General features: G+C 73.4%; 17 protein-coding genes. 8 read left to right on the forward strand and 9 right to left on the reverse strand.

Annotated elements, in window-relative coordinates; genetic code table 11:
• Window positions 1–82: 82 nt before the first annotated feature.
• From E4P39_RS15975 to E4P39_RS15985, 3 genes are read left to right on the forward strand one after another with little or no spacing between them, the layout of a single operon-like run.
• The gene (locus E4P39_RS15975) at window positions 83–1,177 is read left to right on the forward strand and encodes an ABC transporter substrate-binding protein (RefSeq protein ID WP_135137558.1); all 1,095 of its coding nucleotides are present in this window, start codon (window positions 83–85) and stop codon (window positions 1,175–1,177) included.
• Complete coding sequence (locus E4P39_RS15980; RefSeq protein ID WP_245159881.1) at window positions 1,177–2,016, forward strand: ABC transporter ATP-binding protein; 840 nt, start codon at window positions 1,177–1,179, stop codon at window positions 2,014–2,016. Before E4P39_RS15975 ends, E4P39_RS15980 begins: the two co-directional genes overlap by 1 nt.
• A complete protein-coding gene (locus E4P39_RS15985) occupies window positions 2,006–2,926 on the forward strand; it encodes an ABC transporter permease (protein ID WP_245159882.1) in 921 nt (306 codons plus the stop codon). Before E4P39_RS15980 ends, E4P39_RS15985 begins: the two co-directional genes overlap by 11 nt.
• A gap of 4 nt (window positions 2,927–2,930) precedes the next feature.
• On the opposite strand, the gene E4P39_RS15990 is transcribed toward E4P39_RS15985, so the two are convergent.
• Window positions 2,931–3,944, reverse strand: a complete 1,014-nt coding sequence (locus E4P39_RS15990) for an ATP-dependent DNA ligase (RefSeq protein WP_135137559.1) — start codon at window positions 3,942–3,944, stop codon at window positions 2,931–2,933.
• Window positions 3,945–4,031: 87 nt separating this feature from the next.
• Window positions 4,032–4,559 carry an NUDIX hydrolase gene (locus E4P39_RS15995; protein ID WP_135137560.1) on the reverse strand — a complete coding sequence of 176 codons (528 nt, stop codon included), beginning with the start codon at window positions 4,557–4,559 and terminating at the stop codon, window positions 4,032–4,034.
• A 27-nt stretch (window positions 4,560–4,586) separates the two neighbouring features.
• Here E4P39_RS15995 and E4P39_RS16000 point away from each other — a divergent pair, with 27 nt between their 5' ends.
• Together E4P39_RS16000 and E4P39_RS16005 are read left to right on the forward strand one after the other, a co-directional pair.
• Entirely contained in the window at window positions 4,587–5,078 is a 492-nt protein-coding gene (locus E4P39_RS16000) for a DUF1992 domain-containing protein (RefSeq protein ID WP_135137561.1), read from the forward strand.
• Window positions 5,079–5,082: 4 nt separating this feature from the next.
• A complete protein-coding gene (locus tag E4P39_RS16005) occupies window positions 5,083–5,274 on the forward strand; it encodes a hypothetical protein (RefSeq protein ID WP_135137562.1) in 192 nt (63 codons plus the stop codon).
• Between the two features lies 1 nt (window position 5,275).
• On the opposite strand, the gene E4P39_RS16010 is transcribed toward E4P39_RS16005, so the two are convergent.
• Both E4P39_RS16010 and E4P39_RS16015 read right to left on the reverse strand, forming a co-directional pair.
• Entirely contained in the window at window positions 5,276–5,944 is a 669-nt protein-coding gene (locus E4P39_RS16010; protein WP_135137563.1) for a response regulator transcription factor, read from the reverse strand.
• Window positions 5,941–7,104, reverse strand: a complete 1,164-nt coding sequence (locus tag E4P39_RS16015) for a sensor histidine kinase (protein WP_135137564.1) — start codon at window positions 7,102–7,104, stop codon at window positions 5,941–5,943. Before E4P39_RS16015 ends, E4P39_RS16010 begins: the two co-directional genes overlap by 4 nt.
• A 179-nt stretch (window positions 7,105–7,283) precedes the next feature.
• On the opposite strand from E4P39_RS16015, the gene E4P39_RS16020 reads away from it, so the two are divergent.
• On the forward strand, window positions 7,284–7,946 hold the full coding sequence (locus tag E4P39_RS16020) for a hypothetical protein (RefSeq protein ID WP_135137565.1): 663 nt from the start codon (window positions 7,284–7,286) through the stop codon (window positions 7,944–7,946).
• Window positions 7,947–7,993: 47 nt separating this feature from the next.
• Here E4P39_RS16020 and E4P39_RS16025 read toward each other — a convergent pair whose 3' ends face one another.
• Window positions 7,994–8,695, reverse strand: coding sequence for a hypothetical protein (locus E4P39_RS16025; RefSeq protein WP_135137566.1), 702 nt, complete (start codon window positions 8,693–8,695; stop codon window positions 7,994–7,996).
• A 147-nt stretch (window positions 8,696–8,842) separates the two neighbouring features.
• On the opposite strand from E4P39_RS16025, the gene E4P39_RS16030 reads away from it, so the two are divergent.
• Window positions 8,843–9,076 carry a hypothetical protein gene (locus tag E4P39_RS16030; RefSeq protein ID WP_135137567.1) on the forward strand — a complete coding sequence of 78 codons (234 nt, stop codon included), beginning with the start codon at window positions 8,843–8,845 and terminating at the stop codon, window positions 9,074–9,076.
• Window positions 9,073–9,825, forward strand: a complete 753-nt coding sequence (locus E4P39_RS16035) for a hypothetical protein (protein WP_135137568.1) — start codon at window positions 9,073–9,075, stop codon at window positions 9,823–9,825. The genes E4P39_RS16030 and E4P39_RS16035 overlap by 4 nt, the downstream gene beginning before the upstream one ends.
• Window positions 9,826–10,019: 194 nt before the next feature.
• Here the strand turns inward: E4P39_RS16035 and E4P39_RS16040 are convergent, their stop codons facing one another.
• The 4 genes from E4P39_RS16040 to E4P39_RS16060 form a co-directional block, all read right to left on the reverse strand.
• Window positions 10,020–11,903 carry a hydantoinase B/oxoprolinase family protein gene (locus tag E4P39_RS16040; protein ID WP_245159883.1) on the reverse strand — a complete coding sequence of 628 codons (1,884 nt, stop codon included), beginning with the start codon at window positions 11,901–11,903 and terminating at the stop codon, window positions 10,020–10,022.
• Window positions 11,900–13,972 (reverse strand): hydantoinase/oxoprolinase family protein, encoded by a 2,073-nt coding sequence (locus tag E4P39_RS16045; RefSeq protein ID WP_135137569.1) that lies wholly within the window; start codon window positions 13,970–13,972, stop codon window positions 11,900–11,902. The genes E4P39_RS16040 and E4P39_RS16045 overlap by 4 nt, the downstream gene beginning before the upstream one ends.
• 352 nt (window positions 13,973–14,324) lie before the next feature.
• Window positions 14,325–14,525, reverse strand: a complete 201-nt coding sequence (locus tag E4P39_RS16055) for a hypothetical protein (protein ID WP_135137570.1) — start codon at window positions 14,523–14,525, stop codon at window positions 14,325–14,327.
• 346 nt (window positions 14,526–14,871) lie between these two features.
• Window positions 14,872–16,101 carry an EAL domain-containing protein gene (locus E4P39_RS16060; protein WP_135137571.1) on the reverse strand — a complete coding sequence of 410 codons (1,230 nt, stop codon included), beginning with the start codon at window positions 16,099–16,101 and terminating at the stop codon, window positions 14,872–14,874.
• Window positions 16,102–16,205: the final 104 nt, after the last annotated feature.

Genomic DNA, 16,205 nt, shown 5'->3' on the forward strand with positions numbered 1-16,205 from the left:
TCCATCCTGGGCGCGCGGCTCGTCGGCGCGCGCCCCCGAAGCCCTCGTCGTCGTCCGTGTGCCTCCGTACCGACGAGGACCCATGTCGAACGACCGCACGACCGCCCCCCGCACCGTCCATCGCTCCGTCGCGCTGCTCGCCCTCCTGCCGGTGGCCGCCGTCCTGGCCGCCTGCGGCAGCAGCAGCGCCGCGGACTCCGCTGACACCGGCGGCGCCGCCGGCGAGCTCCGCCTGGGCTACTTCGCCAACGTCACCCACGCCGCCGCGCTGATCGGCGTGGAGGAGGGCTACCTGGCCGACGAGCTCGGGAACACCGAATTGAAGACGCAGGTCTTCAACGCCGGTCCCGACGAGGTGGAGGCGCTGTTCGCCGGCGCCCTGGACGCCGCGTACATCGGCCCCAGCCCCACGGTCAACGCCTACGGGCAGAGCAACGGGGATGCCATCCGCATCATCGCCGGGGCCGCGTCGGGCGGCGCCCAGCTCGTGGTGCGCGAGGGCATCGACGGCCCCGCGGACCTCGAGGGCGCCACGCTGGCCAGCCCGCAGCTCGGCAACACCCAGGACGTCGCCCTGCGCACCTGGCTGACCGAGCAGGGGCTCGAGAACAGCGTCGACGGCGGGGGTGACGTGACGATCGCGCCCACCGCCAACAGCGACGTCCTGAACCTGTTCTCGGCCGGCGAGCTGGACGGCGCTTGGCTCCCCGAGCCCTTCGCCTCCCGGCTGGTGCTCGAGGGCGGCGGCCACGTGCTGGTCAACGAGCGCGACCTCTGGCCCGACGGCGAGTTCGTGACGACGCACCTCGTCGTCCGCACCGAGTTCCTCGAGCAGTACCCGGAGTCCGTCGCCGCGCTGCTCCGCGGGCACGTTCGTGCCGTCGAGCTCGCCTCGGGCGACGCCGCGGCCGCGACGACCTCCGTCAACGCGGGACTGGAGGCCGCCGGAGGCTCACCGCTGGGCGCCGAGGTGCTCGACCGTGCGTGGGGCGAGCTGTCGGTGACCTACGACCCGATCGCCTCGGCGCTGGAGAAGTCCGCCGAGAACGGGGTCGCCGCGGGCACCACGGAGAACGAGGTGGATCTCGCCGGCATCTACGACCTGCGGCCGCTCAACGCGATCCTGGCCGACGCCGGCCTCGACCCGGTGTCCGCCGGCGGGCTCGGGGAGGACTGATGACCAGCACCATTCGCTCCCAGCAGGAGGTCGGCATGAGCACCCGGTCGCTGACGGAGGCACCGCCTCTCGAGCAGGCCCCACGGCCGGCCGAGGCGGTGCGCCCCGCGGTGCAGGTGGACGGCGTCTCCCAGCTCTTCCAGCGGGGTGGGCCCCCGGTCCTGCAGGGCGTGGATCTCACCGTCGCCCCGGGAGAGTTCGTCTGCCTGCTCGGCGCCTCCGGCTGCGGGAAGAGCACGCTGCTCAACCTGATCGCCGGACTCGTCCAGCCCACGGCGGGCCACATCGAGGTGACGGCCCGGCGACCGGCCCTGATGTTCCAGGAGCCGGCACTGCTGCCATGGCTCACCGCGGCCGGCAACGTCGAACTGGCCCTGCGGGCCCGTGGGGTCGGCCGCGGTGAGCGCCGGCAGGAGGCGCTCCGGCTGCTCCACCTGGTGAACCTCGACGGTCACGGGGGCAAGCGGGTGCACGAGCTGTCGGGCGGGATGCGGCAGCGGGTCGCCCTCGCGCGCGCCCTGGCCCAGGACAGCTCGGTCCTCCTGATGGACGAACCGTTCGCCGCGCTGGACGCCATCACGCGGGACGTGCTGCACCAGGAGCTCACCCGCGTCTGGGGCGAGCAGGGCCTGTCGATCGTCTTCGTCACGCACAACGTGCGCGAGGCCGTCCAACTGGGGCAGCGGGTGGTGCTGATGGGGTCGCGCCCCGGCCGCATCGTCCGGGAGTGGCAGATCGACATCTCGCACCCCCGGACCATCGAGTCCCCGGCGGTCGGGGCGCTCGCCGCGGAGATCACCTCCGAGTTGCACCAGGAGATCAGCCGCCATGGTCACTGACCTCTCCTCCCGTGGGATGCGGGCGGACGCGGCGGACCCGAACGTCGCGTCCGCCGCCGACCGGGCCGTCGTCGCGGGCCTGGACGCCCTCGACGCGGGCCCGCAGCTGCCGCCCCGGCCGGGGCTCGGCCGGCGCTTCGTCCGCTCGGTCCTGCCGCCGATCGTCTTCCTCGCCCTGCTCGTGGGCGTCTGGCAGCTGGCGTACGTGGCGGAGGTCAAGCCGCCCTACGCCCTGCCCGGACCCGCCGACGTCGCGGAGACGTTCTGGACGAACGTCCTGAGCGGCCGGGCATCGGAGGCGATCTGGACGAGCCTGAGCCGGGGTGCGATCGGGTTCGCCATGTCGTTGGTGCTGGGGACCCTGCTCGGTCTGGCCATGTGGGCGAGCCGATGGCTGCGCGCGGCCGTCGGGCCGATCGTCAGCGGCCTGCAGAGCCTGCCGTCGGTGGCCTGGGTGCCCGCGGCGATCATCTGGTTCCAGCTGTCCGACGCGGCGATCTACACCGTGGTCCTGCTGGGCGCCGTCCCGTCGATCGCGAACGGCCTGCTGGGCGGGCTCAAGCAGGTCCCGCCGCTGTTCGACCGGGTCGGCCGGGTGCTCGGGCTGTCGGCCGCCGGCCGGATCCGGCACGTGCTGCTGCCCGCCGCGCTCCCCGGGTACCTGGGCGGTCTGCGCCAGGGCTGGGCCTTCGCCTGGCGCTCCCTGATGGCCGCCGAGCTGATCACCTACTCACCCGCGCTGGGTCAGGGCCTCGGCCAGCTGCTGAACGTCGGCCGGGAGCTGTCGCAGATGTCGCTGGTGATCACCTCGATCACCCTGATCCTCGTCGTGGGCGTCGCGATCGAGCTGCTGCTCTTCGCGCCGCTCGAGCGCCGGGTCCTGACCCGCCGCGGGCTGACCATGCGCTGAGCGGTCAGGGCAGCGGGTCGACGTCCTCCGGCCGCAGGTCCGGACGCACCCGGACGTAGCGCAGCGGGTGCCGGAAGATCCCGGCCTGCAGGGCCGCGTCCGCGCTCACCTCGACGACGACGGCCGGCTCGACGCGGGTGAGCGCGACCGACAGCTTCCCGCCGCCGAACCGGCCGGTGCCGATCCGCTCGGGCCACGGGTGGTCGGGCCCGGCGGGCGTGAGGACGGCGGCCAGCTCGGCGGCCTGCTGCGGGTTCAGCGGGCTCGTCCGCCCGACCACGACGAGCTCTCCGTTCCGGATCCGGCCGGCCACCAGCTGGCTGGGCCGCTCGATCGGGCCGATCACCCCGCCGGCCACGACCTCGGTCGTCTCCCAGGACTTCACCTTGAGCCACTCCCGGCGTCCCGGTGCGTACCGCGTACCGGCGCCCTTCACGACCAGGCCCTCCACCCCGGCGGTCCGGAAGTCCTCGAACCACTGACGCGCCTCGGCGGGGTCGGACGTGGCGGGGGACAGCTGCAGCGGCGGCGCCCAGCGTCCGGCCAGCGTCTCCAGATCGGCCCGGCGGCGCGACAGCCGCTGCCCCCTGAGGTCCCGCCCACCGGAGGCGAGCAGGTCGAAGGCGACGTAGGACGCCGGCGCGGCGGCGACCAGACCCCGGATCCGTCCCACCGAGGCGGACATCCGCTGCTGCAGCAACCCGAAGTCCAGCCGCGAGCCGTTCCAGATGACGACCTCGCCGTCCAGCACCGTGCCGGCCGGCACCTGCGCGACCGCCGCTGCGACGACGTCCGGGAAGCGGTCGGTGAGGTCGCGACCCTGCTTGGACCAGACGCGCGTCGCGGAGCCGCTCCGGACGACGACCAGGCGGTAGCCGTCCCACTTGGGTTCGTAGAGGCAGCCGCCGGGCAGCGCGTGGGCCGCCGGGATCTCCCGCACCGGCTTGGACAGCTGCACCGCCACGGGCCCGGCGAGCTCGGGCGGCAGGCCCGGCAGGCCAGGGGCGGAGAGCGGCATCCGGCCAGCCTGCCGGGCACGCGGCGGACCTGCAGGTCCCGCGGTCGTGGCGTCACCCGATCGAGCCCTACCGGGGGCGCACCGCGGTCAGCCCCGGTCGAGCAGCAGGAGGCTGAACGCCGCGAGCGACGGCCCGTCGGTGAAGCGGCCGTCGGCGACCATCGCCCGCAGCTCCGTCTCGCGCACGAAGCGCGAGCGCATGTCCGCCTCGCTGGCCTCCCGGGCCGTGGGCCCGGCCGTCAGGCCGGTCGCCAGCCACACGTCGAACTCCTGCGTCGAGAGGCCGGGCGCCAGGTCGAGGTGGCCCAGCCGGCGCAGCTCGGCGGCCCGGAGGCCCGTCTCCTCGGCGAGCTCGGCCCGTGCCAGTTCCTCCGCCGAGCCGTCCGTGCCGTGGGTCCAGGTGCCCTGGGGGAACTCCCACGACCGCCGGCCGATCGGGTAGCGGAACTGCTCCACCAGCCAGAAGCCGTCGTCGGCCGCGGGGATGACCAGGGCGAAGTCGGGACGCTCGACCACCCCGTACAGGCCGGTCGAGCCGTCGTCGTGCTCGATCACGTCCTCCCGCACCCGGATCCAGGGATTGCGGTAGGCCTCCCGGCTGCTCGTGGTCCGCACGCCAGGAGCCTGTCACGATGGACGCCGATGACCGAACGCAAGCCGGCGGGGATGTCTTTCGAGACCTGGGTCGAGTCCCAGATCGCCCAGGGCATGGCACGCGGTGACTTCGAGGGTCTGGCGGGATCGGGCAAGCCGTTGCCGCGGCGTTCCGACGCCGACTCGATGGTCGACTGGGTGGTCGCCAAGGCGCGGCAGGAGAACCTCGACCTTTTCGGCATGCTGCCGCCCGGCCTGGCGCTCCGCAAGGAGCGGGAGGACCTGCCCCGCCGCGCGGCCGAGCTCATGTCCGAGACCGCCGTGCGCGCGCTCGCCGAGGACTACAACGCCCGGGTGGAGGCCTTCTGGCGCCGTCCCCAGGAGAGCCGCTGGTCGCCGGTCCCGGGCCTGGCCGACGTCGAGGCGCTGGTGGCCGAGTGGCACCGGAACCGTCCGCCGCGGCCTGCGCTCGCACCAGAGCCGGCTGCTCCGGAGCGGCGCCGGTGGCTCGACCGGTGGCGCGTCCGGCGGCGAGGATGACGGCATGCGTTTCGTGCTGGAGGTGGACCTGGAGGCCGGGCGGCTGGCGGGCGAGGACCGCGCCGCGGAGCTCGGCCGGATCCTGCGGTACTGGGCGGGTGCGATGAAGCAGATGCCACCGCTCGCGGCGGGGGACCGGCAGGACCTCTCCGACAGCGACTACACCGTCGTCGGCTCGTGGCGCGTCGAGGAGTGAGTCAGTCCGGCGAGCCGGGACGGACCAGTCCGCACTCGTAGCCGAGGACGACGGCCTGCACCCGGTCGCGCAGGTCGAGCTTGGCCAGCAGGTGCGCGACGTGGCTCTTCACGGTCGTCTCCGAGAGCACGAGGTCGGCCGCGATCTCCGCGTTCGACCGGCCGCGGGCCAGCTCGGTGAACACGTCGAGCTCCCGCGGGGTCAGCGTGCGCAGTTCCTCGGGCACGCCCGTTCCCGGAGGTGGCCGGCGCACCCAGTCCTCGATCAGCCGCCGGGTCAGGGCCGGGTCGAGGAGGGCCGAGCCGTCGGCCACCGTCCGGACGGCGTGCAGCAGCGCCGACCGGGGCGAGTCCTTGAGCAGGAAGCCGCTGGCCCCGGCACGCATGGCGGCGTAGAGGTACTCGTCCTCGCCGAAGGTCGTCAGGATGAGCACGCGCGGGCCGGGTCGGCCGCCCCGGAGCAGCCGCTCGGTGGCCTGCAGGCCGTCCATGACCGGCATCCGGATGTCCATCAGGACGACGTCCGGACGGTGCTCCGCGACCCCGCGCAGCGCCGCCTGCCCGTCACCGGCCTCGGCGACCACCTCGAGATCGGGCTGCAGGTCCAGGATCAGCCGCAGCCCCTCGCGGACCATCGCCTGGTCATCGGCGATCAGCACGCGGATCGTCACGGGGCGGGCACCCCCACCGGCAGGACGGCGGTCACCCGGAAACCGCCGTCCGGGTCCGTCCCGGCCTCGAGGGTGCCGCCGTAGAGCGCCGCCCGCTCGCGCATGCCCACGAGCCCGTGACCGGTGGACCTGCCCGCCGGACCGCGGCCGTCGTCGGTGATCTCGATCCGGAGGCTGACGGGGGTGTGGTCCAGTCGCACGCAGGCCCGGGTGGCGCGGGCGTGCCGGCGGGTGTTGGTGAGCGCCTCCTGCACGATCCGGAACGCCGCGAGCTCCAGTCCCAGCGGAAGGGCGGCCGGCTCGCCGGTCACCACGACGTCCACCGTGAGCCCGACCTCGGCCGCCTCGCGGACCAGCTCCGGGATCCGGCCGAGCGACGGTTGCGGAGAGGTCGACGCCTGGTCGCCGGCGGCCCGGAGCACGCCGAGCAGCCGGCGCATCTCCCCCAGCGCTTCGCGACCGGTGTCCTGCACCCGTCGCAACGGCTGGACGGCCGCGTCGGGGGAGGAGGCCAGCAGCGCCTCGGCGGCCTCGGCCTGCACGACCATGAGGCTGAGCCCGTGGGCGACGACGTCGTGCAGCTCGCGGGCGATCCGTGTGCGCTCCTGGGCGGCGGCGAGCTCCGCCTCCCGCTCCAGTTCGCCTTCCAGTGCGGCGGCCCGGTCCTCGACCGCGGACAGGCGCAGGGCCCGCTGCCGCACGAAGGCGCCGAGCCCGCCGGAGAGGCCGAAGTAGACCAGGGGATAGACGAACTCGAAGGTCTCGATCGGGTCGTCCCGCGCCTGGAGGACCGTGATGCCGGTGACCGCCACGGCGAGGACCGCATATCCGGCGGCGATCGTGACGGGAGGCGCCTCCCGGGCCAGCGTGTAGACGCAGATCATCGTCGCGACGAACGACGCGAAGGTCGCCGGTGCCCCGTCGGCGGCCACCACCTGGAGACCGACGCCGGCCGCGACGACGACGGTGACCGGAAGGGGGAACCGCCGGCGGACCGCGAGCGGCAGCACCGCGGCGAGAGCGCCCACGGTCACCAGGGCGGCGTTACCGGGGGGCTCGTCGGAGACCAGCTGGGTGATCGCGAGGACGGTCAGCAGGGCCGGGACGCCGACGTCGAGCAGCTGCCGGGTCGAGGCCGAGTGCAACGAGGTGCCCCGCACGGCCCCTCCTCCCGGACTTTCCGCGCGGAAAGTCCCCCTCGCGGCCGGGACCTTCGGCGCGGAAAGTCCCGAACGGTGGGAAGCCTCCCGTCCGGCCGCCCGGTCGCACCACCTCCGCGGGCACGGGTTCCCTCGTCCGTGCGGAGGAGACGGTTCACTCGCCCGGCCGGGGACGCGGGGTGCGGCGGCCCAGGAGCGTGCTCGGCGTCGGCCCACCGGGGGTCGCCACCGACAAGGAGCTCCTCATGGACATCCCCTCGTTCCTCCGGCCCCTCGCTCTCGCCGCCGGCCCGATCACGGTCGTCGCCATGGGCCTGGTGTTCGCCGCCGCGGCGACCGCAGGCCCGGACATCGAGTCCTCCCCGCTCGCCGTGGCCTCCTCGGCGCTGCTCCTCGCGGCGCTTCTCGGCATCGGCGCCGCCGCGTTCTCGGTGCTCGCCCGGGCGCGGGAGGTCGGTAGAGGTGCGGCGGCGCCGGCCCTGGCCGTCATCGGCTCCGTGCTCGTCGCCGGCGGCGCATGGGCCGCACTCTTCGTGCTGCCGTCGCTCGCCGCCGAGGCGCCCGACGTCCTCGAATCCGGGGCGCTGGGCAGCGTGATGGTCGGCTATGTCGCGTCCTACGCCGTCTTCGCGTTCGGCTGGGTGGCCACCGGCGTCGCGTCGATCCGCGCCCGGATGGTCCCGACGTGGCTCGGCGTCCTCGTGGTCGTCGGCGGTGCCGCCTCGATGGTGCCCGCGCCGGAGGCTCTCCGGCTGCTGGTCGTCGGCATCGCGGCGACCCTGGTCGCCCGCGGGCTGACGGCGCCGGTGCCCGGCCGCACCCGGGCCACGGTCTCGGCCTGAGCCGCCCCGAGCCTGCTCGCGACGCACGCCCGGGTGAGCGTCGCCGGCTACGACCGGAGGGCGGAGCGGCGGCGTCGTCGCTCCAGGGCGAGCAGCCCACCGGCAATCGCGACGGCGAGCGCCATGGCGAGAAGGGAGACGGGCAGCGCGGGTGGGTCCGCGTGGTCCGTCGGCTGCGACCTGAGGACGTCGTACTGCTCCACGACGGTGGTCCGCAGCTCGGCGAGCTCGGCGGGTCCGGGGAGGGCCTTCCGGGCCCAGTCGTTGAGCGGCCGCACGGTCGTGCCGGACAGGGCGTAGTAGGCCCCGTTGGGCGCGTCGTGGATCAGGAGCTCGGTGGCGGACACCGCCCCCAGCGCAGCGCCGAGAGCGACGTCGTCCGAGTAGCCGTTCGGTTGCGCGCGACCACCGTCGGGCCGCCACACGCCGAGGGTGCCGAGCACCTCGTCGCCGCGCTCGAGGGCGGCCACCCACTGGCCGGTCGAGACCACCGGCTCGGTCACCGGGCCCTCGTCGACGAAGGTCATCGAGAAGCGGAACAACTCATGGACGTCCTCGGCCCGGACGTCGCCGGAGAAGTCCGCACCCAGGCCCTCCGCCCCCGCCTGCGCCTGGCGGAGCCCCGCGCCCGCGGAGACCGCGCGGACGTCCTCCGGAACGGTCGGCACGGGCAGAGCGGACGCCGGTCCGCCGGTCAGGACGACGGTGACCAGCGCGGCCGCCGTCGCGAGCCATGTCCTGGACCACATCGCCGTCCGCCTCCCCGTGCTGCCGGGCGGCCAGCGTCCCCGCGCGCGAGCGGCTGATCAAGAGATGGACCCGAACCGCAACCGGGTCGTTGTCGCAGAGCAACCGAGGTCGACGAACTCCACCGGAGCAACCTGGGTTGCTCGTCCATGAGCGTCGGAACATTGGAGGCACGGGCCGCCGACACCAGTGACCCCATGCGGGCGCTGCGCGCCGTCGTCGCCCTGCGGCGGCTCGTCGACGCGCTGGAGCTGCGGCAGGTGCAGGCGGCCCTGGACGCGGGCCACTCCTGGCCCGCCATTGCGGACGCCCTGGGGGTCACCCGTCAGGCCGTCCACAAGAAGTACGTCCGCCGCGTCGACGTCCCCAGGGGGTCCTCATGAGCCGTACGCCGGACGAGCCGAAGGGCGAGCGCTGGCTCCTCCTCGTCACCGCGGCCGACGACGAGGCGGCGCGGGCCGGCCTCGACCTGGCGACCGCGCGCACGTCGCTCGTGGAGGGGCAGCGGCAGGACCTGTCCTCGCTCGGCGGCTCGACGCCGGTGCCGCCGGCGCTCGCCCATCACACCTACGGCGTCGCGACGGCCGCCCTGCCCTGGTCGGACCGGGCGCGCCGGGCGCTCCAGCCGATGACCGAGGGCGACCCGGACGCGTTGGCTCTCACGGCGCTGCTGGCCGACGAGCAAGGCCCCGCGCGCAGGCTGCTCGAGCAGGCGGGTCTCGATACCGGCGCCGTCCTGGCCGCCGCCCGCATCGTCGCGGGCTCCGGCGGCCCGCACTCCGTCGCCGGGGACGACTCCCGGGCCTGGACGTCCGCCCACACCAGCACCGTGGCGGTGCCGAGGACCGACCTCTGGCGGGTGGTGAGCGATCCGCGGCGGCGCGTGGAATGGGACGACACCGTGGCCCGCGTGCAGGTCCTGGACGACTGGTCCTTCCGGACGCTGGACGCCCTGTCCGGCGCGATCGCCGGTCCCGGTCGTCCCGTCGAGGACCCCGGCCTGGTGTTCACGCACATCGTGACGGAGACGGCAGAGGCCGGCTGGTCGAGTGGGAGGCGCGGTTTCCCAGCCGCGCGCACACCGAATGGCTGCGCGTCGAGATCGAGGACGACGGAGCTGGCAGTCGCCTGACGCTGCGCCATGCGTTCAGCCGGCCGCAGGGGACATTCCGGCGGTTTCTCCCCCCTCTACGCCTGGACGACGCACGAGCGGCTCAAGGTGCTGCCGCAGGCGATCGCGCAGGCGGCGGCCGTCTGAGTTGCACCGAGGAGTTGGTGCCGCGCCCACAACCGCAGGCGGAGCACCGGCTCTCGCGGAGCCGGGAGTCAGAGGACGTCGAACTCGTTGAACGCCGCTCCGCCGGAGAGGGTCGCGTAGCCGGGCCCGCGGTCGAAGAACGGCTCCTCACCGGTGCGGGCCGCCCGCATGGACGCCCTCAACTCGCCGGTGGCCGCGCCGTCCGCCGTGCCGTCGTCCTCGACGACGACGCCGTAGTCGGCTCGGGCGCCCTCGACCGACACCTTGCGCCAGGCGATGTCCCGCAGGACCTCCTCGACCGGCCGGTCCAGCGGGTCGCCCCAGCCGCCGCCGCCCGTCGTCCGGATGCGGACGACCGTGCCGGCCTTGAGCGGCTCGGCATCCGCGAGCGCGTCGACGTCGTGCTCGTCGGGGCCGCCCGGGTCGACCGTGACCTGGAAGGGCTTGCCGGCCTTGCCGCCCTTGACGCCCCAGCAGGCGAGGATCGAGCGGTCGGCGATCGACATGAAGTGCGCGTCGCGGAGCACCCGGATGTGCTTCTCGTACCCGCAGCCACCGCGGTAGCGGCCGGCGCCGCCGGAGTCCAGCGCCAGGCCGAGCCGCTCGACCCGCAGCGGGAAGCGGCCCTCGGTGAACTCGGTCGGCAGGTTCCGGGAGTCGGGGACGACGTGGATGGTGTCCTCGCCGTCCGCGTAGAACCGGCCGCCCGAACCGCCGCCCAGCACCTCGCGCATCAGGTAGGGCTCGCCGTCGAAGTCGGTGCCGTAGACGCCGGTGTAGCGGATCGTCTCCTGGTCGGCGGGCATCCGGCCGCCGGTGGCCTTCGCCAGCACTCCGGCCAGGACGCCGAGCAGCCGCAGGATGACGAACGTCCGGGCGTTGGTCGGTGCCGGGAAGATCGGGGTGAGCAGCGTGCCCTTCTCCGGGAAGCGCATCTCGATCAGCGGGACGACGCCCTCGTTGACGTCGAGCTGGGCCATGCGCTCGGGCGTCTCGGCCAGGTTGCGCAGGATCGGGGCCAGCCACTTCTTGAGGAAGTTGCCGTCGGCGTAGTCGCCGCAGTGGTTGATCGGGCCCTTGGCCTGCGGGCCGGTGCCGGTGAAGTCGATGACCAGCGGCGTCTCCTGGGTGGAGTCCATGGTCAGCGTGATCCGCTGGCGGTGCAGCCGCGGCTCGTCGACGCCGTCGTGCTCGGCGTAGTCCTCCCAGACGTAGGTGCCGTCGGGGATCTGGCTGAGGATCTCGCGCCGGTAGACCTCGGTGGAGCTGGCCAGGATCGAGTCGAAGCAGGCTTCCACCGCGGCCACGCCGTACCGGTCGAAGAGCTCGCCGAGCCGCCGCGCGCCGGCCAGGCAGGCCGAGCACTCGGCGTCCAGGTCGGCGGCCAGCGAGTCGGGCATCCGCGAGTTGCGGGTCATGATCTTCAGCGCCGACTCGTTGGGCACGCCGCGGTCCCACAGCTTGATCGGGGGGACCATCAGGCCCTCCTCGTACACGCTGGTCGCGGCGCTCGGCATGGAGCCGGGGACGGCTCCGCCGATGTCGTCGTGGTGGCCGAAGGCCTGGATGAAGGCGACGACGCGCTGCTCGCCGCTCTCCGGATCCGCCGCGAACACCGGCACCGTGACGCAGAGGTCGGGGAGGTGGCCGATCCCGCCCTCGGACAGGTAGACGTCGTTGTGGAAGTACACGTCGCCGACGTTCATCGTCTCGATCGGGTAGTCGCGGACGACCGGGTGCACCAGCGCCGAGTACGAGCGGCCGGTGAGCTTGCGCAGCTGCCGGTCGTGGATGCCGGCGCGGAAGTCGTGCGCGTCGCGGATCATCGGCGAGCGCGAGGTGCGGCCGATGGAGGTCTCGACCTCTTTCTCGATCGCGGCCAGCGTGCCGGCGACGATCTCGACGAGCACCGGGTCGGCGTCGACCTTGCCGTTCTGCAGGCTGGAGGTCACAGCGCCGACTCCTTCGTGAGCAGCAGGTTGCCGTAGGCGTCGACGGTGACGGCGAAGCCGGGGTGCACCGGGACGGTGGAGCCGAACTCCTCGATGACCGCGGGGCCGGTCACCACGTCACCCGGCGCGAGGTCGGGCCGGTTGTAGGTGGGGGTGTCCACCCAGTCGTCGAAGAAGACCCGGCGCGAGCCCGTGACGGCCCGGTCCGTCCCGCCGTCCTTCGGGGGCAGCTCCACCAGGTCGGGACGGCGGATCGGCCCGATCCCGCTGACGCGGAGGTTCACCCACTCGACGGCCTGGCGCGGGTCGGTGGCGAAGTCGTAGCCGTAGAGCTGGCGGTGCGCGGCGTGGAAGGCCTGCGCGACGTCCTCGGCCGCGGCCCGGTCCAGCTCGCCGTCCGCCACCGGGACGCGCACCTCGAAGGCCTGGCCCACGTAGCGCAGGTCGGCGGTGCGCTGCATCCGCTGCTGGGAGCGCTCGAAGCCCTCGCCGTCCAGCGCGGTCTGGGCCTGGGTCTCGAGCTCGCCGAACACCGACCGCACCCGGGCCAGGTCGAGATCGAGGTGCTTGGAGACGACGGTCTGCACGTAGTCGTTGCGGACGTCGACGGTGAGCAGCCCGAATGCGCTGACGTTGCCCGGGTTCGGCGGCACCAGCGTCCGGGGGAGGTTGAGGATGTCCATCAGCCGGCAGGCCAGCAGCGAGCCGGAGCCGCCGAACGTGGTCAGCGTGAAGTCACGGACGTCGAGGCCCTTCGCGACCGTCACCTGGCGCAGTGCGTTGGCCTGGTTCCACGCGGAGATCTCCAGGATGCCGGTGGCCGTGCGCTCCAGCGACAGGTCGAGCTTCGCGCCGAGCTGCCGGAGGCCGGCGGCTGCGTTCTCTATCGACAGCGGAATCTCGCCCCCCAGCAGGTGTGGGGGGATCCGGCCGAGGGTGACGTGGGCGTCGGTGACGGTCGGCTGGTCGCCGCCGTCCGGGTAGCACATGGGGCCGGGATCGGCGCCGGCCGATCTGGGGCCGACCTTGAGCGTGCCCTCGGGCGAGAGCCAGGCGATCGATCCGCCGCCCGCACCGACCGTGACGACGTCGATCATCGGGATCTTGGACGGGTAGTCGCCGACCGAGCCCTCGGTGGTGAGCGCGGGCTCGCCGTCGATGACGACCGTGACGTCGGTGGAGGTGCCGCCGCCGTCGCAGGTCAGCACGCGGTCGAAGCCGGCGGTGCCGGCGATCAGTGCGGCCCCCAGGGCGCCGGCGGCCGGGCCCGACAGCATCGTGGTGATCGGCTGGTGCACGACCTCCTGGGCCGACAGCACGCCGCCGTTGCTCTTCATCACGTAGAAGGGCACGTGCCGGGCGATCTCGTCCAGCCGGGTGCGGATGTTGGTGACGTACGCGCTCACCTTGGGCTTCACGGCGGCGTCGACCAGCGTGGTCACCGACCGCTCGTACTCGCGGTACTCGCGCAGCACCTCGGAGCTGATCGACACGACGGCACCGGGGTGCTCCGTCTCGATGACCTCGTGCATCGCGCGCTCGTGCGCGTCGTTCGCGTAGGCGTGCAGGAAGCAGACGCCGATGGTGGTGATCCCGGCGTCCCTGAAGAAGCGGGCGGCCGCGCGGGCGTCGTCCTCGGAGAACGGCCGGACCTCGGCGCCGTGGTGGTCCAGCCGGCCGCGCACCGTGCGCACGAGGTCGGCCGGGACGATCCGTGGCGGCTTGACCCAGAAGTAGCTGTTGCCGTAGCCGTCCGGCACGGACTGGCGGGCGATCTCCAGCACGGACTCGTAGCCCTCGGTGGTGATGAACCCGATGCGGTCGAGCTTGCCCTCGAGCAGCTGGTTGGTGGCGACCGTCGTCCCGTGGCTGACCGCGGTGATCGAGGTCCCGTCCAGGCCCATCAGGCCCAGCACCTTGCGGACGCCGGTCAGGAAGCCCTCGGCCGGGTCGGCGGGGGTGGACGGCGTCTTGGTGGTGGTGGTCTGGCCGCTGTCCTCGTCCACGGCCACGACGTCGGTGAACGTCCCGCCGGTGTCGATGCCGATGCGGACCCGGCGCTCGCTCATGCCGGTTACCTTAGCGATGAGATACCTGTCGGGGAAGGTGTGGCTCGCTCAGGGCGTCGGCCGGCCGATCCCCGCGGCGTAGAGGACCCCGAGGACGGCCCCGGGCGGGGCCGCCACGTAGAGCCACCACGGGTGGATGAACTGGCCGGTGGCCAGGCAGACGGTCGCCCGCGGGTGCGCGCGGACCAGGCCGACTGCACGCGCACGTCGAACTCGTGCAGGTCCAGCTGCCCGTCCCCGACCGCGCGGCGCAGCCGCTCCTGGACGACGGCGCGCTCGGCGTCCGAGACCCTCGCTCGGGCACGGAATGCCCGGGGTGCTGCGTGCGGGGTGAGGCGCCCCGCGGGCGGGATCAGCCGCGGGCGTGCATCAGCATGTCGGTGGTGTCGAAGCCCTGGCCGCGCTGGGCGGCGGAGGCTCCGCCGAAGGCGCGGTACGAGCGGGTGACCGCCGTGCCGACGGCGGCGAAGGAGCGGGCCACCCGCTGCGCCGGGGCGGCGAGGGAGATGGCGGGGGTGGCGCGGCGGACCTGCTGCGAAACGAACGTCGTCACGTCAAGGACTCCCATTAATGCGTGCTCAAGTTGTCATGATCACGTTAGTCCTGCGCGGCGTTCGTTTCCCGGGCTAATGGTGTGACCATAGCCACGGGCATGCCTGTCGGCATGAGCGGGCTCACACTCCGGGCGCCATTCTGTGACGGCGGCCACGCGAGGCGAGGTCGATCGTGACCGCGACCACGTTCGTCCTGCCTGCGCGGACGTCCATGGCGAAGCTGGCGTCATCCTCGGGAACGTGCCCTCCACGGAATGGCGGAAATGGCGGCGCGATCGTCGCCGGTGCAGATCAGCAATGTCGTGGCCGCTCATCCCAATTCGGATCAGGGCGTCCGCATGGGGCTCAGGAAGTGAGTGCCTCGGCCCGGCTGCGGCGGGGGGTGGGAATCGCGACGGCGGGCGCGATCTCGACCAGTGCCTCCGGCGGACCGGGGCGGCCGTAGTACCAGCCCTGGCCGTAGTCGACGCCCAGGGCCCGCAGGGCGGTGGCCTCGTCCGCGGTCTCGATGCCCTCGGCGACGACGCGCACGTCGCAGCCGTGCCCGAACGCGACCAGGGACTGCACCAGCTTGGTCAGGACCGGGTCGGTGTCCAGTCCCGCGACGATGCTCCGGTCGATCTTGATGACGTCGGGAGCGGTGACCACGATGTGGCGGAGCGAGGAGAAGCCGGCACCGACGTCGTCGATCGCGAGCCGCAGGCCGGCCGCCCGGAAGGGCGCCAGGGTGGCGGAGAGCGCGGCGTAGTCCTCGACCTGGTCGTGCTCCGACAGCTCCAGGAGCACCCGCTCGAGCGGCATCCGGGTCATGAGCTCGCTGAACTCGGGCGTCAGGAGGGTGGCGGGGGAGACGTTCATCGCGACGTAGCCGCCGACGCGGTCGAGATGGACGGCGGCCGCCTCGAGCGCGAGCAGTTCGAGCCGGTGGCCGAGGCCGACGCTGTGCGCCTCCGCGAAGCAGACGTCAGGAGCCATGCCCCACTCGGCCGGGAAGCGGCTGAGCGCCTCGGCACCCACCCGCTCGCCGGTGCCGATGTCGACGATCGGCTGCAGGACGACGACCGGGCCGCCGGCCTCGATCAGGGGGCCGAGCCGGTCGGAGATCTCGGTGCGCCGTTCCTGCGAGCGCACCTCGGGCTCGATGATGACCGCGGCGGCCGAGGCCAGCACGTCCATCAGGGCCTTGTCGCGCTTGGTCAGGTCCTTGTCCGACGTCAGCCCCGCCGCGCAGAACGTCCCGTAGAGCGAGCCGTCGCTGAGGGTCACGGGCACCGAGACGTAGCTGCGCAGGCGCGGCATGCGGGCCGCCGGCAGCTTCATCGCCTCGGGGAAGTCCTTGAGGTTCGGGATGACCTGCGGGAGCTTGCCGTCGAGGATGACCTGGCAGAGGGTCACCTCCTGCTTCTGCTGGTAGCCCTCCTTGAACAGGAACGGCGCCGAGGTGTCGACCACCTCCAGGTGCTGGGTGGTCCCGTCGAGCCGGCTCAGGAACGCGACGCTGAGGCGCAGCGACTTCCTCGCCGTGTGCAGCAGATCGGCGATCTGCTGCTCCGCGTCCGATCGGTTCCTGCCCATGGGTTCCTCTTCTCGATGACCTTCCTTCCCTGCTGATCGGCACGACCGGCACATCTCTGGAATCGCGGACGTGCAGCCCCCCGGACGGGGGCAGACGGAGGTGC

It is taken from the genome of Blastococcus sp. CT_GayMR19 (genome assembly GCF_004570385.1).
Lineage (GTDB): Bacteria > Actinomycetota > Actinomycetes > Mycobacteriales > Geodermatophilaceae > Blastococcus_B.